Source organism: Komagataeibacter diospyri, assembly GCF_043995075.1.
GTDB lineage: Bacteria > Pseudomonadota > Alphaproteobacteria > Acetobacterales > Acetobacteraceae > Komagataeibacter > Komagataeibacter diospyri.
In genome coordinates this window covers 140,101-160,375 of sequence record NZ_CP171837.1, presented here as the reverse complement: position 1 = coordinate 160,375, position 20,275 = coordinate 140,101, and the positions used below count along the sequence as shown (strand labels likewise).

16 protein-coding genes are annotated in these 20,275 nt (G+C 59.6%); 12 read left to right on the top strand and 4 right to left on the bottom strand.

What is annotated here, in order from left to right; genetic code table 11:
* Nucleotides 1-209: 209 nt before the first annotated feature.
* Nucleotides 210-857, bottom strand: coding sequence for an SOS response-associated peptidase (locus tag ACE2AA_RS17125; protein WP_395372275.1), 648 nt, complete (start codon nt 855-857; stop codon nt 210-212).
* 264 nt (nt 858-1,121) lie between these two features.
* Here ACE2AA_RS17125 and ACE2AA_RS17120 point away from each other — a divergent pair, with 264 nt between their 5' ends.
* The 4 genes from ACE2AA_RS17120 to ACE2AA_RS17105 all read left to right on the top strand — a co-directional run bounded on the left by ACE2AA_RS17120 (nt 1,122) and on the right by ACE2AA_RS17105 (nt 7,414).
* The gene (locus ACE2AA_RS17120) at nt 1,122-1,898 is read left to right on the top strand and encodes an ImuA family protein (protein WP_395372273.1); all 777 of its coding nucleotides are present in this window, start codon (nt 1,122-1,124) and stop codon (nt 1,896-1,898) included.
* Between the two features lie 43 nt (nt 1,899-1,941).
* A complete protein-coding gene (locus ACE2AA_RS17115) occupies nt 1,942-3,336 on the top strand; it encodes a Y-family DNA polymerase (RefSeq protein WP_395372552.1) in 1,395 nt (464 codons plus the stop codon).
* A complete protein-coding gene (locus ACE2AA_RS17110) occupies nt 3,333-6,500 on the top strand; it encodes an error-prone DNA polymerase (protein ID WP_395372271.1) in 3,168 nt (1,055 codons plus the stop codon). The genes ACE2AA_RS17115 and ACE2AA_RS17110 overlap by 4 nt, the downstream gene beginning before the upstream one ends.
* Nucleotides 6,501-6,712: 212 nt before the next feature.
* Entirely contained in the window at nt 6,713-7,414 is a 702-nt protein-coding gene (locus ACE2AA_RS17105; protein WP_395372269.1) for a glutathione S-transferase N-terminal domain-containing protein, read from the top strand.
* Nucleotides 7,415-7,663: 249 nt separating this feature from the next.
* Here the strand turns inward: ACE2AA_RS17105 and ACE2AA_RS17100 are convergent, their stop codons facing one another.
* From ACE2AA_RS17100 to ACE2AA_RS17090, 3 genes are all read right to left on the bottom strand, one after another.
* Nucleotides 7,664-8,206, bottom strand: a complete 543-nt coding sequence (locus tag ACE2AA_RS17100; RefSeq protein ID WP_395372268.1) for a heme-degrading domain-containing protein — start codon at nt 8,204-8,206, stop codon at nt 7,664-7,666.
* Nucleotides 8,207-8,346: 140 nt separating this feature from the next.
* Nucleotides 8,347-8,478, bottom strand: coding sequence for a hypothetical protein (locus ACE2AA_RS17095; protein WP_395372266.1), 132 nt, complete (start codon nt 8,476-8,478; stop codon nt 8,347-8,349).
* The gene (locus ACE2AA_RS17090; RefSeq protein WP_395372265.1) at nt 8,475-9,962 is read right to left on the bottom strand and encodes an efflux transporter outer membrane subunit; all 1,488 of its coding nucleotides are present in this window, start codon (nt 9,960-9,962) and stop codon (nt 8,475-8,477) included. The genes ACE2AA_RS17095 and ACE2AA_RS17090 overlap by 4 nt, the downstream gene beginning before the upstream one ends.
* A 141-nt stretch (nt 9,963-10,103) precedes the next feature.
* Between ACE2AA_RS17090 and ACE2AA_RS17085 the strand changes: the two genes are divergently transcribed.
* From ACE2AA_RS17085 to ACE2AA_RS17050, 8 genes are all read left to right on the top strand, one after another.
* On the top strand, nt 10,104-10,712 hold the full coding sequence (locus ACE2AA_RS17085; protein WP_395372263.1) for a TetR/AcrR family transcriptional regulator: 609 nt from the start codon (nt 10,104-10,106) through the stop codon (nt 10,710-10,712).
* Nucleotides 10,713-10,799: 87 nt separating this feature from the next.
* Nucleotides 10,800-11,900, top strand: coding sequence for an efflux RND transporter periplasmic adaptor subunit (locus ACE2AA_RS17080; protein WP_395372262.1), 1,101 nt, complete (start codon nt 10,800-10,802; stop codon nt 11,898-11,900).
* Nucleotides 11,897-15,013: an efflux RND transporter permease subunit gene (locus ACE2AA_RS17075; protein WP_395372542.1), complete on the top strand. Its 3,117-nt coding sequence runs from the start codon at nt 11,897-11,899 to the stop codon at nt 15,011-15,013. Before ACE2AA_RS17080 ends, ACE2AA_RS17075 begins: the two co-directional genes overlap by 4 nt.
* Nucleotides 15,014-15,100: 87 nt before the next feature.
* Nucleotides 15,101-16,360 (top strand): beta-ketoacyl-ACP synthase II, encoded by a 1,260-nt coding sequence (fabF, locus tag ACE2AA_RS17070; RefSeq protein ID WP_395372550.1) that lies wholly within the window; start codon nt 15,101-15,103, stop codon nt 16,358-16,360.
* 238 nt (nt 16,361-16,598) lie between these two features.
* Entirely contained in the window at nt 16,599-17,723 is a 1,125-nt protein-coding gene (locus ACE2AA_RS17065) for a glutamate-5-semialdehyde dehydrogenase (RefSeq protein WP_395372540.1), read from the top strand.
* 13 nt (nt 17,724-17,736) lie between these two features.
* On the top strand, nt 17,737-18,177 hold the full coding sequence (locus ACE2AA_RS17060) for a MarR family winged helix-turn-helix transcriptional regulator (protein ID WP_395372538.1): 441 nt from the start codon (nt 17,737-17,739) through the stop codon (nt 18,175-18,177).
* Nucleotides 18,178-18,339: 162 nt separating this feature from the next.
* Complete coding sequence (locus tag ACE2AA_RS17055; RefSeq protein ID WP_395372537.1) at nt 18,340-19,353, top strand: aldo/keto reductase; 1,014 nt, start codon at nt 18,340-18,342, stop codon at nt 19,351-19,353.
* A gap of 186 nt (nt 19,354-19,539) precedes the next feature.
* Nucleotides 19,540-20,121 carry a hypothetical protein gene (locus tag ACE2AA_RS17050; protein WP_395372534.1) on the top strand — a complete coding sequence of 194 codons (582 nt, stop codon included), beginning with the start codon at nt 19,540-19,542 and terminating at the stop codon, nt 20,119-20,121.
* Nucleotides 20,122-20,275 lie beyond the last annotated feature (154 nt).

Below are 20,275 nucleotides of genomic sequence, written 5' to 3'. Positions count from 1 at the left end.
CATGATGTTCGGATGAATCGCAGCATTCATCTACTGTATGACGTCATAGCGAAGCGCCCGGACATTATCTGACGGATTCGCAAACACTTCTGACCTGTACAGTGCTGGGGCGATCTGGGTTGCAATTATCGACGAGGTGCTTGGGTACATGTCGGAGATTTTAGTCGGAACCCTAAAGAAGGGGTTTCGCTCTCGGCTATTGCTTACATTCAGTTATTTACCGCAGGAGTGCCTAAAACTGTCAGGGTGTTATCCGGCAGGGGACGTTGTAGTTGTAGTGCTTTGTCCAGAGGCCCCTTCATCCACAGATCCAGTTCTTCCAGACGGGTCAGGATGACCGGCATGGCTTTCGGGTGAATGGCGCCGACCTCCCGATTGGCTGTGGTGGTCAGGAAGCCGAACAGGTCATCCGTCGTCTCGCCATCCGCCAGTTTCCGCACTGACGTCCACTGGCACCAGATCCCTGCAAAGAAAGCTAGCGGCTCTCTATCACTCCGGACAAACCAGACGGGCCTGCTGGTCCTATCCGGCAGGCGCTCCGGTTCGGAAAAGGCCGTGAGCGGCACCAGGCAGCGATGCGCGATACCTTCCCAGCGCTTCCACCAGGTCGAGGTGGGATTGCGGATATTGGTCACACCCCGATCGACCCTGTGGCCTTTCAGGTAGCCCGGCGGCGTGGGCATGCCCCAGCGCGCCATGACCAGTTCACGCCCATCCGGCGCGTTCCGCACGATGGGCGCCATGGTGTTGGGCCAGATCTCGGGCAGGGGCCGGAGATTGCCGGTGCGGTCGGTCATGACCCGGGCCGCCTCCCGGATCGCCTGCTGACTGCTGGTCATCGCATAGAGGTTGCACATCACGCCATCCTTTCGCGATTCTCGATATGGGTGTCCTGACGGACGGTATCCACCCTGCAGGACGGGGGTGGCCGGACTGTTCCTGATAAATCCCTGTACTTCAGACAGTTTTCATCAAGCCTGGACCGTGTGGCAGGCCTGTGCCCGCGTCCGGATCACAGTCGCTCTTCCAGGATGGGTTGACATTCGTCACCGTACCAGAACAAATAACGAACACAATCATTGATTCCATGCCAGAAACACCCGAATGGACTGTCCGACCCCATGCCCGCATCCCAACCCCGTCCCGCGCTGGAGGCGCTGAGAGCACAGGTCAGCCGTCTTGAAGGCCAGGGTCGACGCAGGCGGGGCGTGCTGCCCTTCGGCATGCCCGAGATTGACGGTCGTCTGCCGGACGGGGGACTGGCGCTGGGCGCGCTGCATGAGGTGGCAGGTGGCGGCCATGACGCCCTGAATGCAGCAGCATCCGGCCTGTTTTCCGCCGGGATCGCAGCGCGGACACGGGGCAAGGTGCTGTGGATCGCCACCCGTCAGGACCTGTACGCCCCGGCCCTGCAGCAGGTCGGACTGTCGGCGCGACGGACCATTTACGTCGCGGCCAGTTCGGACGTCGATGTCCTGGCCTGTTTCGAGGAAGCACTGCGCCATCAGGGTCTGGGCGCGGTCGTGGCCGAGGTGGCCCGCCTGTCCATGACCGCCTCACGCCGCCTGCACCTGGCGGCCGAGACATCCGGCGCGCTGGGCATCGCCATACGGCGCTGGCGACGACAGACGGATGCGGCCGATTTCGGCCAGCCCACGGCGTCGGTCACGCGGTGGCGGGTCTCGGTCCTGCCATCCGTGCCGCTGCCGGTCCCCGGCGTCGGCCGGTCCCGCTGGCTGCTGGAACTGATCCGTGCCCGCGCGGGCGAATGCGCCGATTTCGAAGTGGAGGCCTGTGATGCCAAAGGGAGACTGGCGCCGTGTCGTCTCACTCTACCTGCCGCTCTGGCCGACAGACCGGCTCAGGAAGCGGCTGGGGACCGACGCGCCCGCGCCTGACCGCCCACTGGCACTCGTCGGGCGGGAAGGGCAGCGACGGGTCATCCTGTCGGTCGATCTGGCCGCCCGCAGGCTGGGCCTTCGCCCCGGCACGCCTGTCGCGAAAGCGCAGGCGCTCCATCCCGATCTGCTTATCATGGACGCCGACCCGGACGGTGACCGGGCAGGGCTGGAGCGGCTGGCGCTGTGGTTCCAGCACCGCATCGCTCCCATCGTGGCCCCCGATCCGCCAGACGGCATCGTGCTGGATACGACCGGTGCCGATCACCTGCATGGGGGCGAGGCCGTCATGCTGGAGAACATGGTCACCCGCCTGAAGGAGTCCGGGATTACGGCCCGGGCCGCGATTGCCGATACGTGGGGTGCGGCCCACGCGCTGGCGCGTTATGGCCGGGAACGCATCACCCTCGTGCCGCCCGGTGAGACGGCGGCCGCGATTGCCGACCTGCCCATTGAAGCCCTGCGCCTGCCAGCGGATATCATCGATGGCCTCCATGGGCTGGGCGTGTCACGCATCGGGCCGCTGGCCGGCATGCCGCGCGCGCCGCTGGCCCTGCGCTTCGGCCCGGATGTCGCCCGCAGGCTGGACCAGGCTTTCGGGCGGCAGGCGGAAGCCATTGTCCCGGTCCGGCTGCAGGCGCCGGTGCAGGTCAGCCGGAACTTTGCCGAACCGATCAGTGCCGCGGAGACCATAGCCCGCTACATCACCAAACTCGTACCGCCCCTGTGCGCCGGGCTGGAGGAACGCGAGCAGGGCGTGCGCCGCCTCGACCTGCTGCTGCACCGGGTGGACAGCCGCACCGAGGCCGTCCGCGTGGCAACGGCCATGCCGGTGCGGGATGTCAGACGCCTGACCCGTCTGCTCTGTGACAGGATCGAGACCATCGATCCCGGCTTCGGGATCGAGCGCATGGTGCTGACCGCGTCACTGGCCGAGCCGATCCTGCACCGCCAGGGTGTATCCGCCCTGATCGAGGAAGAAGAGGCCGACGTCTCCGACCTGATCGACACCCTGGCCAACCGTGTCGGCATGCAGGCCCTGTATCGCTTCGCCCCGGTGGAAAGCGACGTGCCCGAGCGGGCCGTCTGCCGCGTGCCTGCCCTCGCACCCGAGGACGCAAGGGAGTGGCCGGATCACTGGCCACGCCCCACGCGCCTGCTGCCCCGTCCCGAGCCGATCCAGACCATGGCAGTGCTGCCTGACCATCCGCCGGTCTTCTTCATCTGGCGTGGCATCCGCCGCCGGATCAGATGCGCCGATGGCCCCGAGCGGGTCTTTGGCGAATGGTGGAAAGGAGATGCCGAACTGACCACCGTGCGGGACTATTTTCGGGTGGAAGACACCAGCGGGGAGACATTCTGGGTTTACCGGACCGGGGATGGCGAACATGGCGAGACCGGTTCGCAGGGCTGGTTCCTGCACGGTCTCTTTGAATGAGCGTGCCATACGCCGAACTGCAGGTGACGACGTATTTCTCCTTCCTGCGCGGCGCATCCTCACCGATTGAACTGTTCGAGCAGGCGAAGGCCCTTGGCATTGAAGCGCTGGGGGTCTGCGATCGCAATTCGCTGGCGGGCATGGTGCAGGCCCATGTCGCGGCCAGAGAGACCGGCATCCGCCTGGTCGTCGGCTGCCGTCTCGACCTCGCCGATTTCGCGCCCGTTCTGGTCTACCCGACGGATCGGGCCACCTATGGTCGCCTGTGCCGACTGCTGAGCCTTGGCAAGGCCCGGGCCGGGAAGGGGAAATGCCGTCTGCTCTGGGAGGATCTGGTGGCATGGGGCGAAGGGCTCCTTGTGATCCTGCTCCCGGACACGGCGGATGATGCCTGCGCCCTGCATCTGCGCAAGCTGCAGGACGCCTTTGCCGACCGGGCCTATATGGCGCTGACCCTGCGGCGCCGGCCCAATGACCAGATGCGGCTGTATGAGTTGGCGAACCTCGCCCATCAGGCGCGGGTGCCAGTGGTCGTGACCAATGACGTGCTGTTCCACACCCATGACCGCCGTATCCTGCAGGATGTGGTGACCTGCATCCGCAACCACACTACCATCGACGAGGCCGGCTTTGCCCGTGAGCGCCATGCGGACCGCTACCTCAAGCCGCCTGCAGAAATGGCCAGGCTGTTCAGCCGCTATCCCGAAGCGATCGACCGGACCCGTGAGATCGTGGCCCGTTGTCGCTTCAGCCTTGATGATCTGGCCTACCAGTATCCCGACGAGGTCTCCATCCCGGGCCAGTCACCGCAGCAGGCGTTGGAAGCCCTGACCTGGGAGGGGGCAACGGCGGCCTATCCTGAAGGCATTCCGCCTGAGGTCAGGAAAACCCTCAGCCATGAACTCGCCCTGATCGGGCGCATGGATTACGCGCCGTATTTCCTCACCGTGCACAGCATCGTCCGTTACGCCCGATCGCAGGGCATCCTGTGCCAGGGGCGGGGATCGGCGGCCAATTCCGCTGTCTGCTACGTGCTGGGGATTACCGCCATCGATCCGGCACGGACGTCGCTGCTGTTTGAGCGGTTTGTCTCCGAAGAGCGCCGCGAGCCGCCCGATATCGACGTGGATTTCGAGCATGCGCGCCGGGAGCAGGTGATCCAGTGGATTTATGGTCATTATGGCCGCAACCACGCAGCCCTTACGGCCGTGGTTACGCGCTATCGTGCGAAGGGCGCGCTGCGCGATGTCGGCAAGGTCATGGGCCTGCCCGAAGACCTGATCCGCACCCTGTCCGGCCAGATCTGGGGCTGGGGGCGGAAGCTGGATGAGGACGCGCTGAATGAGACGGGGATCGACCTGTCCGACCGGCGCATCCGGCTGACGCTGGATCTGGCGCGCTGCCTGATTGGCGTGCCGCGTCACCTGTCGCAGCATCCCGGCGGGTTTGTCCTGACCGATGACCGGCTGGACGAACTGGTGCCAATCGAACCGGCGGCCATGGACGATCGCCAGATCATCGAATGGGACAAGGACGATATCGACGTCCTGAAATTCATGAAGGTCGATGTGCTGGCACTCGGCATGCTGACCTGCATGAAGAAGGGGCTGGACCTTCTGGCCGAACACAAGGGGCAGCATTACACGCTGCAGACCATCCCGGCCGAGGACCCGCGAACTTATGCCATGATCCGGAAGGCCGACACGATCGGGGTGTTCCAGATCGAGAGCCGGGCGCAGATGTCCATGCTGCCGCGTCTCAGGCCCCGGGTGTTCTATGATCTGGTGATCGAGGTGGCCATTGTCCGGCCCGGTCCCATCCAGGGGGACATGGTGCATCCCTATCTGCGCCGGCGGGCCGGGCAGGAAAAGGAAATCTACCCGACGCCGGAACTCGAAAAGGTGCTCAGGAAGACGCTGGGCATTCCGCTGTTCCAGGAACAGGTGATGCAGGTGGCCATGGTCTGTGCCGGGTTTTCGGCGTCCGAGGCTGATCAGTTGCGCCGGGCCATGGCGACGTTCAAGAATACCGGCACGGTCTCGCGCTTCCGCACGCGCCTGATCGAGGGGATGACGGCGCGGGGTTATCCCGAGACCTTTGCCGAGCGCATCTTCCAGCAGCTTGAGGGGTTTGGCAGTTACGGCTTTCCCGAAAGCCATGCGGCCAGCTTCGCCATCCTTGCCTATTCGTCATCCTGGATGAAATGCACCCATCCGGATGTGTTTCTGGCAGCGCTTCTGAACAGCCAGCCCATGGGCTTTTATGCGCCCGCACAGCTTGTGCGCGACGCGCGCGAGCACGGGGTCGAGATCCGGCCGGTCTGCATCAACGCCTCGCGCTGGGACAGCACGCTTGAAGGCCCGGAGCGGGATGACGGGCTGTTTGCCGTCCGTCTGGGCATGAACCTGGTAAAAGGGCTGGCCAATGAGGAGGCCGCCCGGATCGTAGCCGCTCGGGGCAACCGGCCCTTTGCCTCGGTCGACGATCTGTGGCGCAGGGCAGGGGTGAAGGGAGCGGCCCTGACCCATCTGGCCGAGGCCGACGCCTTCCGGCCGGGGCTGGGTCTGGCCCGGCGTGAGGCGCTTTGGGCGATCAAAGCACTACGTGACGAACCCCTGCCGCTGTTTGCCGCAGCCGCCGTCGTGCGTGAAGCGGAAGAACCCGACGTGCTGCTCCAGCCCATGCGCGACGGGGCCGAGGTCGCACGCGATTACAACCGCACCGGCCTGACCCTGCGGGATCATCCTCTGGCCTTCCTGCGTGCCGATCTTATCGAGCGCGGGATGGTGACGTGCCGGCAGGCCTTGGAGGCCCGGGACAGGAGCAGCCTGTCGGTGGCTGGGCTGGTACTGGTCCGCCAGCGGCCTGGTTCGGCCGAGGGCGTGGTGTTCATGACGCTGGAGGACGAAACGGCGGCGATCAACGTGATCATCTGGCCCGATATGTTTGAACGTTTCCGTCGTGTAGTCCTGTCAGGACAGATGCTGGGAGTTGTGGGGCGACTGCAGAAGGAAGGGGAGGTGGTGCATCTCGTGACGCGTGAAATTGTTGATCTCTCCCACCTGCTGGCCGATGTGGGAAACCGGTCATTACGGGCATCCCCCGGCAATGATCACGATCATTTGCCTGAAAATATCGTGGTGAAGGCGCGGAATTTTCATTGAACTCAATGTCAGTTGTTCCTTGCTTACTGGTGCCATCTGTAGATAACAAACAAGAAAATCCTAGCCATTAGCGGGCAAGTTGGGGACATATGACATGACTCGGCCGGATGTATCCCACGGAGAATACGGTCACAGAGACCGAAATTCGGGATCAGGGCATCTAGCTATCCGATGTGTTGACGCGCAGAAGTGTCCGAAAAAGGAAACATTCCATGATTGATCTTTTCTACTGGCCTACCCCGAACGGTCACAAGATCACGCTGTTTCTGGAAGAAGCTGGGCTGGATTACACCATTCATCCTGTCGATATCAGTGCGGGCGATCAGTTCCGGCCGGAGTTTCTGGCCATTTCTCCCAATAACCGCATGCCCGCGATTATTGACCGGAATCCAAAAGACGGCGGCGAAGCCATCAGTGTTTTTGAATCAGGGGCAATCCTGCTCTATCTCGCGGAAAAGACCGGCCAGTTTCTGCCTGCGGATATCCGGGGGCGCACGGCGGTCACCGAATGGCTGTTCTGGCAGGTCGGTGGTCTGGGACCGATGGCGGGGCAGAATCATCATTTCGGGCAGTATGCGCCGGAGAAAATTCCCTACGCCATCACACGCTACGTCAACGAGACCAACCGCCTGTATGGTGTGATGGACCGGCGACTGGCGCAGGTGCCTTTCCTCGGCGGTACCGATTACAGCATTGCGGACATGGCCAGCTATCCGTGGGTCGTGCCATGGCAGCGCCAGCAGCAGAATCTTGAGGAATTCTCTAACCTGAAGCGCTGGTTTGATACCATAGCCGAGCGACCGGCAACGGTACGGGCCTACGAAAAAGGCAAGAACCTGTCAGCGCGGCCTAGCGTGACAGAAGAGGGAAAGAAGATTCTGTTTGGTCAGACAGCCCGATCCATTACACAATAAGAAGAAGTTGCCACCAGTGGAAAATCATCTTGACTGGGGCGCATTAATTCTACTGGCTTGATTAATGTATTACCATAGTATCTCGCGACTGGGTTGGAAACATTGGATATATGCGTCTAACTGTCGTCGTTCGCGCTGAAGGATCGCGCGCAGTTCAGCCCAAGTTAGATCCAAGGTCATCGGTCGGAGTATGTTCCTACATAACAAACAGTTACGCAGTCTGTCCTGTTATTCAAGGCTTAACAGGGTCTAAAGAGATCTGTGATCTGATTGTACTTCCGTTGCTATATCATCTGACTTCACGGTAAGCGCGTACGGCCCGATGTCCATGCCGAGTATCTCGCAGATCGCTGTCACAACCAGCATGTGGTCCTGACGCTCGTCGGTTCCTGTGACGGTCACAGACCCGACCACTCCACTTTTTTTGAGGATGATCGGAAACGCGCCACCATAAGGAGCATAATCCCGCAGCGGCAGGGCGTAGCGTTCCACAAGGGTTGCGCTCTTGGCTATCATTTCAAGTCCAATCGCGTAGCTGCTCCGGCGATACCGATTGACCACGTTCGATTTGCGGCGAATCATGTCGATATTGTCCGGTGGCGAACCCGGCAATGCAACAAAGAATAGAGGCCGGTTGAAGGTTCGAACATCTATGGCAATCGGACCACCGTTCGCCAGTCCCCATTCCCGCAAAGACTGTCCCAACTTCCACGCATCACCTTCATCAAATTTTGCAAAGGCAAGCTCGCGTTCCTGTTGCCCAATGATGAGGAGGTCATTCGTTACAGCCATGTGGCGATGTCCTTAATGAGTAATATCCGGCCTGGTGGAAGCCTTCTTGCAGGCACGCCATCAGCGGCCCGCACTTTTTGCAGCCGGAGCGCCAGCGTTACGCGCAATTAAGCTGTCCACATCGTCCTAATCGAACTTATTCATGATTTTTTGTTTATGTGATGTGTGCGGAAAAATTCGAGAATTTCTGAACCCCGAACTGCGATAACGACAATCAGGAAGAAAATGGCGGAGCCGACCCGTTGCCAGGCACGACGGATTTTCTCCTTCATGCAGGCCATCCCCCACCCAGGGCTCTGAATGAACTCACGGCTGCGCGGGCTGCGTTTGCCCGGTTAAGGGCGAGTTGGTCCTGTGAATTCAGAAGCTGCCGATCGGCGTCAAGCACGTCAGTCAGGGGAATGACGCCCGCCTGGAAAGACTGCTGCGACAAATCGCGGGCTTGGGTCAGATAGGTAACTTCAGCCTGTAACTCTTCAGTACGCTTCTCATTCTGGACAAGGGTCGTAAAGGCATTCTCAACGTCCTCGGCTGCGTGCAGGACCGTCAGTCGATAATGCGCTAGCGCCTCGGCTTTCGCGCCACGCGCCTGCTGCACCTCTGCATCGATTTTACCAAAATCGAAGATCCGCCAGCGAAGGGCTCCCGACCCTACTGCCTGGAAGCCGGGCGCCGTGAAAAGTCGCTCCGGAGTAAGGCTCTGGAAACCAAGAATCCCCGAGAGGGACAATTTGGGGTAATAATCCCCCAGTGCCTGGCCAATCCGCGCGTTCGATGCCGCCAGCCGACGTTCGGCAACCAGGATATCAGGTCGACGACGCAGCATGTCGGCAGGTTTGTCATTGCCGCCGATTGCTGGGATGGCCGGAATGTCAGAGGGTTGTCCCAGCTCTGCGGCATAGGTGCCTGGCTGCACGCCCATCAATACGTCAAGACGGTTGAGCTGCGCTTCAAGCGCGATGCGGATCAGTGGTACGGCCTGACGGGCGGATTGAAGCAGCGCTTCAGCCTGCGCCAATTCCCGTTCGTTGGAGATCCCGCGTTCCCGGCGCTGACGCACCAGTTCCACTAAATGGGTGTCTACCTCGATCTGCTTTTCCGCAACGGAAAGCCGCGCCTGATCGCCTCGTATTTGAAAATAGGAGTCTGCCGCATCGGCCGCAACGGTGACGCGCTCTCCCATCTGTTCCATCTGAGCCGCCTGGGCCTCATCCCGCGCCGCTTCGTGTCCACGCCGCAAACCACCGAAGATATCGATTTCCCAACTTGCGGCACCACTGACATCGTAACTGCGATAGTCGCGGTTGAAACCGGGAATCGTTCGCACGACGTGGCCGATCAGGCCCTCTTGCGACAGTCGGTTCGCAGACGCCTGTGGATCAAAATCGAGGGTTGGAAGCATACGTGCGACAGCGGCCTCGGCTGCGCCTCGCGCCTGACGGACGCGCCCCATGGCAGCCACGAGATCGAGGTTCTGGGTCAGCACGCGCTCTTCGATGCGAACCAGTTCCGGGTCATGAAACCCTTTCCACCATTCATCCAGATGTGGCGCATCAGCGGTCTGGCGCGCATCGACTGCCGCTGCGCTATGAAAGGGGGTGAGCTGGATGTTCGGCTTCTTGTAATTGGGGCCAACAGCGCAGGCAGACGTCATCAGCGCCACGGAGAGCGCGGCAAGTGGCCGCCAACGGGTGGGATTGCGTCGGGCAGACAGAGACGCATCATCCCGTTCTCGTGAGGGAAGCTTGGTTATCATGGACGTAAGACCCTCGATAAGCAGCGGATATTCATCGATCCGTTAGTGTCGAGTGAACAATACCCATAATGGTCACTCGTTGTCAATTTGCCTCCCGTGGCCTATCTAGGGAAGAGAGATTGCCAGTCGAGGAGAAATAGGATGCTCACGCCCCATAGCGGACAACGTGGTCCGGCCGATCATGAACGCCGGGACCAGATCATTGCGGCGGCTAACGAGCATTTCCGGCATTACGGATATAACAAGACCACGATCGCGGATCTGGCTGACGCAATCGGTCTGTCGAAAGCGTATATCTATAAGTTTTTTGAATCCAAAAAAGCGATTGGCGAGGCGATATGTGCGCTGCAGCACGACAGCATGCGTGCCATTCTGCAGGCCATTGTCGACGACGAGACATCCGCCTCGGACCGGCTACGTCGCATCTTTGTCGCCCTGGCGCGTAATACCGTTGCGCTGTTTTTTCACGACCGGAAGATGCACGATATCGTCTACTCTGCGGTAGAAGAAGGCTGGGCCCCAGCCAAGGCTTTCAAAGCATGGCTGCGGGATATTGTGGAGCGCCTGATCCGCGAAGGACGCGATAGCGGAGATTTCGAGCGCAAGACGCCGATGGATGAAACGTGTCATGCCATCATGCTGGTGCTTCAGTCCATCCACCATCCTCTGTTGTTGGAACAGCACCTCGAAACACTCGATGAAGACGCTGCCACCCTGGGCAATCTCGTACTCAGGAGCCTCGCCCCCTGAATTTTACATTATGATCGTAAGGTGACTTATTGACAATATCGTCACACGTGTAGAAGTAGGGCGACCAAATCCGCTGGGAGCCCGAACATGGCTGGAACACGCACTTCCTTTCTCGCAGCGGCCGGCATCTGCACCGTATTCGGGCTGTCGGCCTGCAAATCCAAAGATAATTCCGATCCGCGCACGGCTGAGCGCATCGTAGAAACAGTCCGCGTCGAGGCCGCAGTTCCGGTCGTACACTCCTATACCGGGGTTGTAGCCGCCCGCGTCCAGAGCGACCTTGGCTTTCGGATACCAGGCAAAATCGTTGAGCGTCTCGTCGACACCGGACAGAGCGTCTCCAAAGGCCAGGTACTGATGCGTCTGGATCCCACGGACTATGTCCATGCGCTGACCACGCAGGCCGGCGACGTTGCGTCGCTAAGGGCGCGCTGGACCCAGGCTGCGGCTGACGAGCGGCGTTATCGTGGCCTTGTGGCAACGGGAGCCGTGTCGGCCTCGACCTATGACCAGGTGAAGGCAACTGCCGACAGCGCTCGTGCGCAGATGAATGCGGCTATTGCGCAGGAAAAGATCGCGCGCAATCAGGATGACTATTCCCTTCTCAGGGCCGATGCGGATGGTGTTGTTGTCGAGACCGTGGCAGAGTCCGGACACGTCGTGTCCGCCGGGCAGACTGTGATCGTGCTCGCGCACGCCGGACCGCGCGAAGCGTCCGTCAACCTGCCGGAAAACGTGCGCCCGGCCCTGCATTCATCGGCGGAAGCGAGCCTGTATGATGGCGGCATACATGTGCCGGCGCGACTGCGGCAGCTTTCCGACGCGGCGGATATGCGCACACGCACGTTCGAGGCGCGTTACGTCATGGAGGGGACCGGCGCGACTGCTCCGCTGGGGGCTACGGTAAGCGTCAGCCTGCCAGAAGATGCGGCGGAACAGTCGGAGCTTCAGGTGCCGCTGGGCGCCGTTGATGACGAGGGCAAGGGGCCGGGTGTCTGGGTCGTTGATGCGCAATCGTCGACCGTCTCGTTCCATCCGGTGAAGATTGCAAGCGTCGGAGAAGAAACGGCCACGATCGTCCCGGATGAGGCACTCCATTCTGGCGCACTGATTGCAGCAACCGGCAGCCATTATCTTCACGCTGGTGAACATATCCGGATCGCTTCGGAAAAGGTCGCAATGCAATGAGCAGGTTCAACCTTTCAGCCCTCGCGGTCCGCGAACGGGGAATCACGCTGTTCCTTATCATCGCGCTGTCGCTGTCGGGAGCCTACGCCTTCTTCAGTCTGGGACGGGCGGAAGACCCGACCTTTACCGTCAAGACCCTGACGGCAGCAGCCGTGTGGCCTGGTGCCACGGCGCAGGAAATGCAGGACCTGGTGGCCGATCCGATTGAGAAGCGGGTGCAGGAGCTTCCGTGGTACGACCGGGTTGAAACACTCACCCGTCCGGGGCTGGCGGTGATGATGATCACCGTCAAGGACAACACGCCGCCCAGTCTTGTTCCGGAACAGTTCTATCAGACCCGGAAGAAGCTGTACGATACGATGCCGCTTCTGCCGAAGGGCGTGCAGGGACCGTTCGTCAATGACGAATATTCCGACGTTGATTTCGCGGTCTATGCGCTGGATGGACACGGTCTGCCCGAGCGGATGCTGGTTCGACAGGCCGAGACCGTCCGTGAGCGGTTGCTGCATGTGCCCGGTGTTCGCAAGGTCGATATAGTCGGCGAGCGCCCCGAGCAGATTTTCGTCAATTTCTCGAACGCCAAACTCGTTACGCTGGGCATCAGCGCGCAGGACGTCTTCGCTGCGTTACAACGGCAAAATATCGTCACGCCTGCGGGTTCGATCGATACTCGCGGACCGCAGGTTTTTGTCCGTCTCGACGGAGCTTTGGACAACCTGGAGAAAATTCGCGACACGCCCATCGTAGCGCAGGGCCGGACCCTCAAGGTCTCGGATATCGCCACGGTAGAGCGGGGCTACGAAGATCCGCCAACCTACCTGGTCAGGCATGGCGGGGATCAGACCCTGATCCTGAATGTCGTCATGAAGGATCATTGGAATGGACTGAAGCTCGGCCAGTCGCTTGCGGATGCGGAAAAGACTATGGACGAGACACTCCCCGCTGGAGTGACCTTGACCAAGATCGTTGATCAGGCCGGAATCATCCATGCCGCGGTCGGCGAATTCATGCTCAAATTTTTCGTCGCTCTCGCGGTTGTCATGGTCGTGAGCCTGCTCAGTCTCGGCTGGCGCGTCGGGATTGTTGTCGCCGCGGCCGTGCCGCTTACGCTGTCGATCGTCATGGTCATCATGCTGGTCACGGGCCGGGCGCTCGACCGTATTACGTTGGGCGCGCTGATCATCTCGCTCGGCCTCCTGGTCGATGATGCGATCATCGCCATCGAAATGATGGTGGTAAAGCTCGAAGAAGGCTACGAACGCACGAAGGCGGCCGCCTATGCCTGGAGCCATACAGCGGCTCCCATGCTGGCTGGCACCCTGGTCACGATCATCGGTTTTACGCCCGTCGGCTTCGCAAAATCGACCGCAGGCGAGTACGCAGGAAATATCTTCTGGATTGTCGGTTATGCGTTGCTGACATCCTGGGTCGTCGCCGTGGTGTTTACGCCCTATCTCGGCGTCAAGCTTCTGCCCGAAATCAAGAAGGTCGATGGGGCTTACGAGCACATTTACTCAAGCCCGAATTACCAGCGATTCCGCCGTCTTGTGATCTGGGTCATACGACGCAAGTTTCTGGTAGCAGCAGCGGTGCTGGGCCTGTTCGTCCTGTCCTTCGTAGGTATGGGGTCCGTCAGGCAGCAATTCTTCCCAAGCTCGGACCGGCCGGAATTGCTCGCCGAGGTTCAGATGCCGGAAGGCACAAGCATCGAGGCCACCACACGCATCACTGCGCGGGTCGAAGCATGGCTGAAGAAACAGCCCGAGGCAAAGATTGTCACGAGCTATGTCGGCGCCGGGGCGCCACGCTTCTTTCTGGCCTACAACCCCGAATTGCCCGACCCGTCTTTCGCGAAGCTCGTGGTGCTTACACCGAGTTCGAAGGACCGTGACATCCTGCGCGATCGTTTGCGCAAGGCCGTCGCCGATGGTCTGGCACCAGAGGCGCGGGTTCGTGCAACCCAGTTTGTCTTCGGCCCTTATACCCACTTTCCCGTCATGTTCCGCGTCATGGGGCCGGACCCGGACAAGCTGAGGGACATCGCGGCACAGGTCGACACGATCATGCGGAATAATCCGCACACCCGGCAGGTTAATTCCGACTGGGGCGAGCGCGCTCCGACGACGCATTTCGTGCTCGATCAGGCGCGCCTGCAGTTGATCGGCCTCACGCCGCAGGAAGCATCCGAACAGATCCAGTTCCTGCTTCTCGGCGTGCCAGTGACCCAGATCCGCGAGGATATCCGGACCGTTGACCTCGTAGTCCGCAGTGCGGGTCACAACCGCCTTGATCCGGAAAAGCTGCGCGATATGACGATCAGCAACCGGACGGGCCAGATCATCCCGCTGAGCCAGATCGGCCATATCGAGATCCGTCCCGAAGATCCGATCCTTCGCCGCCGGGATCGCATTCCCACGGTCACCCTGCAGTCTGATATCGATGAAGACCTGCAGCCTCCCCAGGTCACGGCGGAAATCGATCAGGCGCTGGCACCGGTGCGAGCGGCTCTACCCCCTGGGTATCGTATCGAAATCGGCGGCAATGCTGAGGAATCAGGCAAAGCAAACGACGCGCTGGCACCTATCTTCCCGATCATGGTTCTCCTGACCCTGATCGTTCTGGTATTCGAGACGCGATCGATTTCGGCCATGTTCATGGTATTTCTGACCGCCCCGCTCGGGCTGGTCGGGACCGTGCCGACATTGCTGATCTTCCACCAGCCCTTCGGGTTCAATGCGATCCTCGGGTTGATCGGCCTCTCGGGCATCCTGATGCGCAACACGCTGATCCTGATCGGTCAGATCAAGGTCAACCAGGAAGCGGGTCTCGATCCCTTCCATGCGGTCGTCGAAGCCACTGTACAGCGGGCACGTCCGGTTATCCTGACGGCTCTTGCTGCTGTGCTGGCGTTTATTCCCTTGACGGAATCCGTGTTCTGGGGGTCGCTCGCCTACACGCTGATTGGCGGAACGGCAGCGGGCACCGGCCTGATCCTCATGTTCCTGCCGGCACTATACGCGATCTGGTATAAAGTTCGTCCACCCAAGGACGATGAGCCAGCAACACCGGTCGTTGCCGAGGGTTTCACCGGCGCAAAGCCAGACGAAGCGTAAATCCGCTCAGGATGACCTATGCCGTGGCGGCCAGACCGCTCACGGCATAGATCACGACTTTATCAATAAAATGGAAAGAATATGCGTATGCGAATTGTCGTAACCGGAATGGGTATCGTTTCTCCGCTTGGATGCGGGGTCGATGTGGTCTGGAATCGGCTTCTTCAGGGACGCTCGGGTATCCGGGCCATACCAGAAGGTCTCGCACCCGATGTCGCCTGCAAGATAGCCGGCCTGGTGCCCGATGCAGGAGAAGAGGCTGGCTTCGACATAGAGTCGGTTGTGGCGACAAAGGACAGGAAAAAAATGGACCGCTTCATCCAGTTTGCGCTGGGTGCGGCAAATGAAGCACTGACCCAGGCAGGCTGGCGGCCGGAAACGGAGCAGCAGAAAGCGCGGACTGCCACTGTCATTGCATCGGGGATCGGGGGGTTCGGCGCCATCGCAGACGCGGTTCGAACGGTCGAAACCCGAGGCGTTGGACGTCTCTCCCCGTTTACGGTGCCATCATTCCTGGTAAATCTCGCGGCCGGCTGGGTCTCGATCCAGCATGGCCTAAAAGGCCCGATCGGCGCACCCGCAACTGCCTGCGCCGCAGGCGTTCAGGCACTTGGCGATGCGGCGCGTCTTATTCGCGCTGGCGAAGCCGATATTGCCATTGCGGGCGGTGCGGAAGCGGCAATAGACCGGGTCAGCCTGGGTGGCTTTGGCGCAGCCAGAGCATTGTCAACGGGCTACAATGATACGCCACAGCGTGCGTCGCGCCCCTTCGATATGGGTCGCGATGGGTTCGTCATGGGCGAAGGGGCTGGGGTTCTTGTCGTTGAGTCCCTCGAACACGCAGTGAAACGTGGTGCCACGCCCCTGGCTGAGCTTGTTGGCTATGGAACCAGCGCTGATGCGTATCACCTTACTGCAGGCCCGGAAGACGGTTCTGGTGCGGCCCGCGCCATGACGACCGCACTGCATCAGGCTGGTGTGTCACCGGACATGGTTGGTCATCTGAATGCTCACGCAACTTCCACACCGGTAGGCGATCGCGGTGAGATCGCGGCGATCAAGACGGTCTTTGCCGGGTCCAATGGGCCCGCAATTAGCGCCACGAAATCGGCAACCGGACATTTGCTTGGAGCGGCAGGTGGGGTTGAAGCGATTTTTACCGTTATGGCACTACGCGACCAGATTATGCCGCCGACACTCAACCTGACCAACCCCGACCCTCTGGCGGACGGGCTGGATATCATTGGTCCACATTCGCGTGCCGGGCAGTTCGATTATGCCATTTCAAACGGGTTTGGATTTGGCGGCGTCAATGCGTCCGTATTGCTTCGTCGCTGGCATGGTTAGGTATGTGAGGTCAAGCTGACCCGGAAAGACATGGATTTTTACTGCATGTCTTCTGAATAATCTCGCTACTGCAGGCGTGAGTGCACCATCGTTTGTTCCCGATGCCTGCTTATTAGGAATCTGACGCTCGTAAATTCTGCCACGCGCAGAATTTTGAAGTGATGAGCGTCCTCAATCGGAAGATCAGGGAGCGACATCGGATGTCGGTCCCTGCAAAGAGACAGGGAGCGCAGAAACCGTGAGTGCTCGATCGGATGTAAATCCTGTGAAAGTCGCAAAGTACGACCAAACCCACGCGCCAACCGATGATCAGTGGTTCGAGGTAGCAACGCGCGATGCCCGTTCAGCATCGCGGATGCTCGCAAGAACCCGATCTGGGCCGCGAAATCAGGCGCTACTGAAAGCGGCCGCTCATCTCCGGGAGTACGAAACGGCCATACTTCGGGAAAACAGACTTGACCTTGAGGCATTTAGCGGTCCTGAACACCTGCGCGATCGCCTGGTCCTTGATCAAAAACGAGTACAGGGCCTCGCGGCAGCGTTAGAAGCGATAGCCTATCTGCCTGATCCCCTGGTCCCAGGCGATAACGGGTGGGTAAGACCGAATGGACTGCATATTCAGGAAGTGCCAGCTCCGATCGGAGTAATTGGCATGATCTATGAAAGCCGGCCGGGTGTCGGGATTGAGGCCGCCGGACTATGCATTAAATCCGGGAATGCGGTTATCCTGCGCGGTGGTAGTGAAGCGATGAACAGCACGCGTGCGTTACACGCCTCAATCATTGCAGGACTCCGGCGTGCCGGATTGCCGGAGCATGCCGTGCAGATTGCTCCCAGCGCTGATCGCGCTCTGGTTGGTAAAATGCTTGCGGCGGCAGGAGAAATTGACCTGTTGATCCCGCGCGGTAGTGCATCGCTGGTCAGGCGTGTCACGCAGGAAGCCCGTGTGCCGGTCCTGGCCCATTCCGAGGGTGTGAACCATACCTACATCCACGAAGCGGCTGACCTGGCGATGGCGCGAGCAATTATCACGAATGCAAAAATGCGACGACCCTCGGTATGTGGCGCGACCGAGACGATCCTCATCGACGCAGCACTTGACCACATCGAGCACTATGGCAGCCACCATACTGATGCAATCGTCACCGAAGACACTGCTACCGCCCGCCGTTTCCTCGCGGAATGTGATAGCGCGGTGACAATGTGGAATACGTCGACCCAATTCAGTGATGGCGGCGAATTCGGTTATGGTGGAGAGATCGGCATTTCGACTGGCCGGATCCATGCCCGTGGTCCGATTGGACTGCGGCAACTCGTGACAAAGCGTTATAATGTTACTGGAACGGGCCAGTTGCGGCCATGAGACAGGGTGCCGATTGGTACTTGAATTCTATCTATTAAGGGCATATACCCGTTTTATGCTGTCACCTTGTCATTGCACCAATCTCCGTCTGGCGACCCGCAAGGTTTCTGGGCTTTACGATACGGCGCTGGCACCGGCTGGCATAAATGTTGCACAGTATTCCCTGCTTCGCACCATTGCAGGCCACGAACCGGTCAGCCTCACGACGCTGAGCCGGATTACCGATCTTGACCGTTCGACTATAGGACGTAACGTCCGGGTTCTCGAACGTATGGATCTGGTGACCCTCGCCCGTGGAAGTGACCAAAGGGAGGCAGTAGTGCAATTGTCTGCAAATGGTAACAAGGTTTTAAGTCAGGCCACGCCTCTGTGGGAGGCATGTCAGAAAAGCGTCGAAGAACGGCTAGGCCCTCAACTTCATGAGACAGTGCGCGCCTTTCTTCAGGCCGTGTGATCCTCATGTTAATCGTTTAGCCTTATGCGGGTATATACCCGTGTATGGCACATAACCCCGTCAATTCTCACCACACATCTACTGACGCTCCCGAACCGAACATTGCACCGATTTAACAGGGAGCTTCGGCCGCCTCTCTCTCCTGCTAGAAAGGAACAGGACATGAAGTACAAGCTATTCGGCCGAACCGGGCTGCGTGTTGCCCAGATTGCCCTCGGAACCGCCAACTTCGGAACCGGTTGGGGCCACGGTGCCGACGCCCGCGAGAGCGAAGCGATCTTCTCGGCATATGCCGATGCAGGCGGTAATTTCATTGATACCGCAGACGTCTACCAGTTTGGTCAATCTGAAGAATTCCTTGGCAATTTTCTTCAGGGACGTCGGGAGGACTTCGTACTCGCAACCAAGTATACAAATGGCGCGACCCCAAATGCCAACCGTCTGGTAACGGGGAATAGCCGAAAAGCCATGGTCGCCTCGGTTGAGGCAAGCCTGAAGCGGTTAAAGACAGACCGGATCGACATTTACTGGGTGCACCATCCCGACAATGTAACGCCGTCTGAAGAAATCATTCGTGGCTTCGACGACCTCGCCCGGGCGGGTAAAATCCTTTATGCAGGGCTCTCGAACTTCCCCGCCTGGCGCCTCGCGCGTGCTGCAACCCTCGCTGAACTACGTGGAACGGTGCCAATCGCAGCAGTGCAGTTTGAGCATAGTCTGGTCCGTCGAGAAGCAGAGGCTGACCTGTTCCCCGCTTCGTCCGGTCTGGAACTCGGTGTCGTTACCTGGTCGCCTCTTGGAGGCGGCATGCTGACCGGAAAATATAGGCATGGACAGACAGGCCGGGCAGAAGCCTTAAGGGGCAAGGTGTTTCAGGCCGAGAACTCACCACAACGCTCCGCGACTCTGGATACCGTCATCTCGATCGCAAAAGAGCTTGGCGTTAGTCCGGATCAGGTAGCGATTGCATGGGCAGGAAGCCATGGCGCGGTTCCAATGATTGGTCCGAGATCGCTTTCCCAATTGACGAGCAACCTTGGCGCTCTGGAAGTCCATCTTACGCCGGAAATGTTGGAACGACTTGATGCGGTAAGTCGCCTGGATCCGGCAACACCTGCTGAAAGGGCCGCAGTGCCCTGGTCCGATGGGAAAACACAGTCAGGCGTTGTCGCCTGATTCCGAGTCCTTGAGGAACTCGAAATGCAGGGCCCATCATGCGTCGGGTTTTCTGAGATCTGGATTGGCCTACCGCCTTCTCGGTCGGCCAATCCGACGTCGACAATCAGCAGTCATAATTTCGCTTCTGAGGAAGAAAACTCCACAAAGTCTGAATTAAGTAATAAGAACGATAAGGTAGTGACAATGAATACGTCAAAACGTGGAATTTATAGAAATTTGATAAATGGCAGCCTTTACCTGGCTGTACTTATGACCTGTTCTTTTGTGGGATCTTTCCAAGCAAGCGCTGCCGATCTAACGACCGGTCAAAACACCAAGATCGCACGGGCACTCGCCGCCGGTCCACCCGGTATTGCTGCAGGTGCCGCGGTGGCCGAACCGGATGGTTCGGGACATCTTAGAGTACTGCGAGAGGGAACCAATGCCTTCACCTGCATGCCTGGTGATCCGATGACAGTGGGAAAACCTGCCATGTGTATGAATAAAGCTGCAATGCAGTGGGGCATGGATTTCGATCAACACAAGCCCCGTCCTACAAATACCGAACCGGGGATTATCTATATGCTCTCTGGCGCGACACAACGGAGTGACATGGACCCCTATGATACGCATAGTCCCCCGATTACAGTGGGGCCGCACTGGATGATTATGTGGCCATTCGATGCTGCGACTTCGGGTCTGCCAACGCATCATAAATCTACAGGCGCGTATATCATGTGGCCCGGTTCACCCTATGCGCATGTCCATATTATGGGAGTTCCATAACCAAAAGGGCCACGACGAAGTGAGAAGAGCAATTGCGATCCGTTTGTTCTGCCCGGACGTGCGAGCATAACGACAGCATTCATATCGAAAGCGAGGTGATCGAAATCATACCTTCGCGCGCGAAGCCAACTCGGGGAAGTCGCGCGCAGTCAAT

Excerpts from the sequence above, each read along its gene's own strand:
- ACE2AA_RS17090 (WP_395372265.1), bottom strand. The coding sequence starts at position 9,962 with ATGATAACCAAGCTTCCCTCACGAGAACGGGATGATGCGTCTCTGTCT.
- ACE2AA_RS17075 (WP_395372542.1), top strand. The coding sequence starts at position 11,897 with ATGAGCAGGTTCAACCTTTCAGCCCTCGCGGTCCGCGAACGGGGAATC.
- ACE2AA_RS17095 (WP_395372266.1), bottom strand. The coding sequence starts at position 8,478 with ATGAAGGAGAAAATCCGTCGTGCCTGGCAACGGGTCGGCTCCGCCATT.
- ACE2AA_RS17100 (WP_395372268.1), bottom strand. The coding sequence starts at position 8,206 with ATGGCTGTAACGAATGACCTCCTCATCATTGGGCAACAGGAACGCGAG.
- fabF (WP_395372550.1), top strand. The coding sequence starts at position 15,101 with ATGCGAATTGTCGTAACCGGAATGGGTATCGTTTCTCCGCTTGGATGC.
- ACE2AA_RS17125 (WP_395372275.1), bottom strand. The coding sequence starts at position 857 with ATGTGCAACCTCTATGCGATGACCAGCAGTCAGCAGGCGATCCGGGAG.
- ACE2AA_RS17055 (WP_395372537.1), top strand. The coding sequence starts at position 18,340 with ATGAAGTACAAGCTATTCGGCCGAACCGGGCTGCGTGTTGCCCAGATT.
- ACE2AA_RS17110 (WP_395372271.1), top strand. The coding sequence starts at position 3,333 with ATGAGCGTGCCATACGCCGAACTGCAGGTGACGACGTATTTCTCCTTC.
- ACE2AA_RS17085 (WP_395372263.1), top strand. The coding sequence starts at position 10,104 with ATGCTCACGCCCCATAGCGGACAACGTGGTCCGGCCGATCATGAACGC.
- ACE2AA_RS17050 (WP_395372534.1), top strand. The coding sequence starts at position 19,540 with ATGAATACGTCAAAACGTGGAATTTATAGAAATTTGATAAATGGCAGC.
- ACE2AA_RS17080 (WP_395372262.1), top strand. The coding sequence starts at position 10,800 with ATGGCTGGAACACGCACTTCCTTTCTCGCAGCGGCCGGCATCTGCACC.
- ACE2AA_RS17105 (WP_395372269.1), top strand. The coding sequence starts at position 6,713 with ATGATTGATCTTTTCTACTGGCCTACCCCGAACGGTCACAAGATCACG.
- ACE2AA_RS17120 (WP_395372273.1), top strand. The coding sequence starts at position 1,122 with ATGCCCGCATCCCAACCCCGTCCCGCGCTGGAGGCGCTGAGAGCACAG.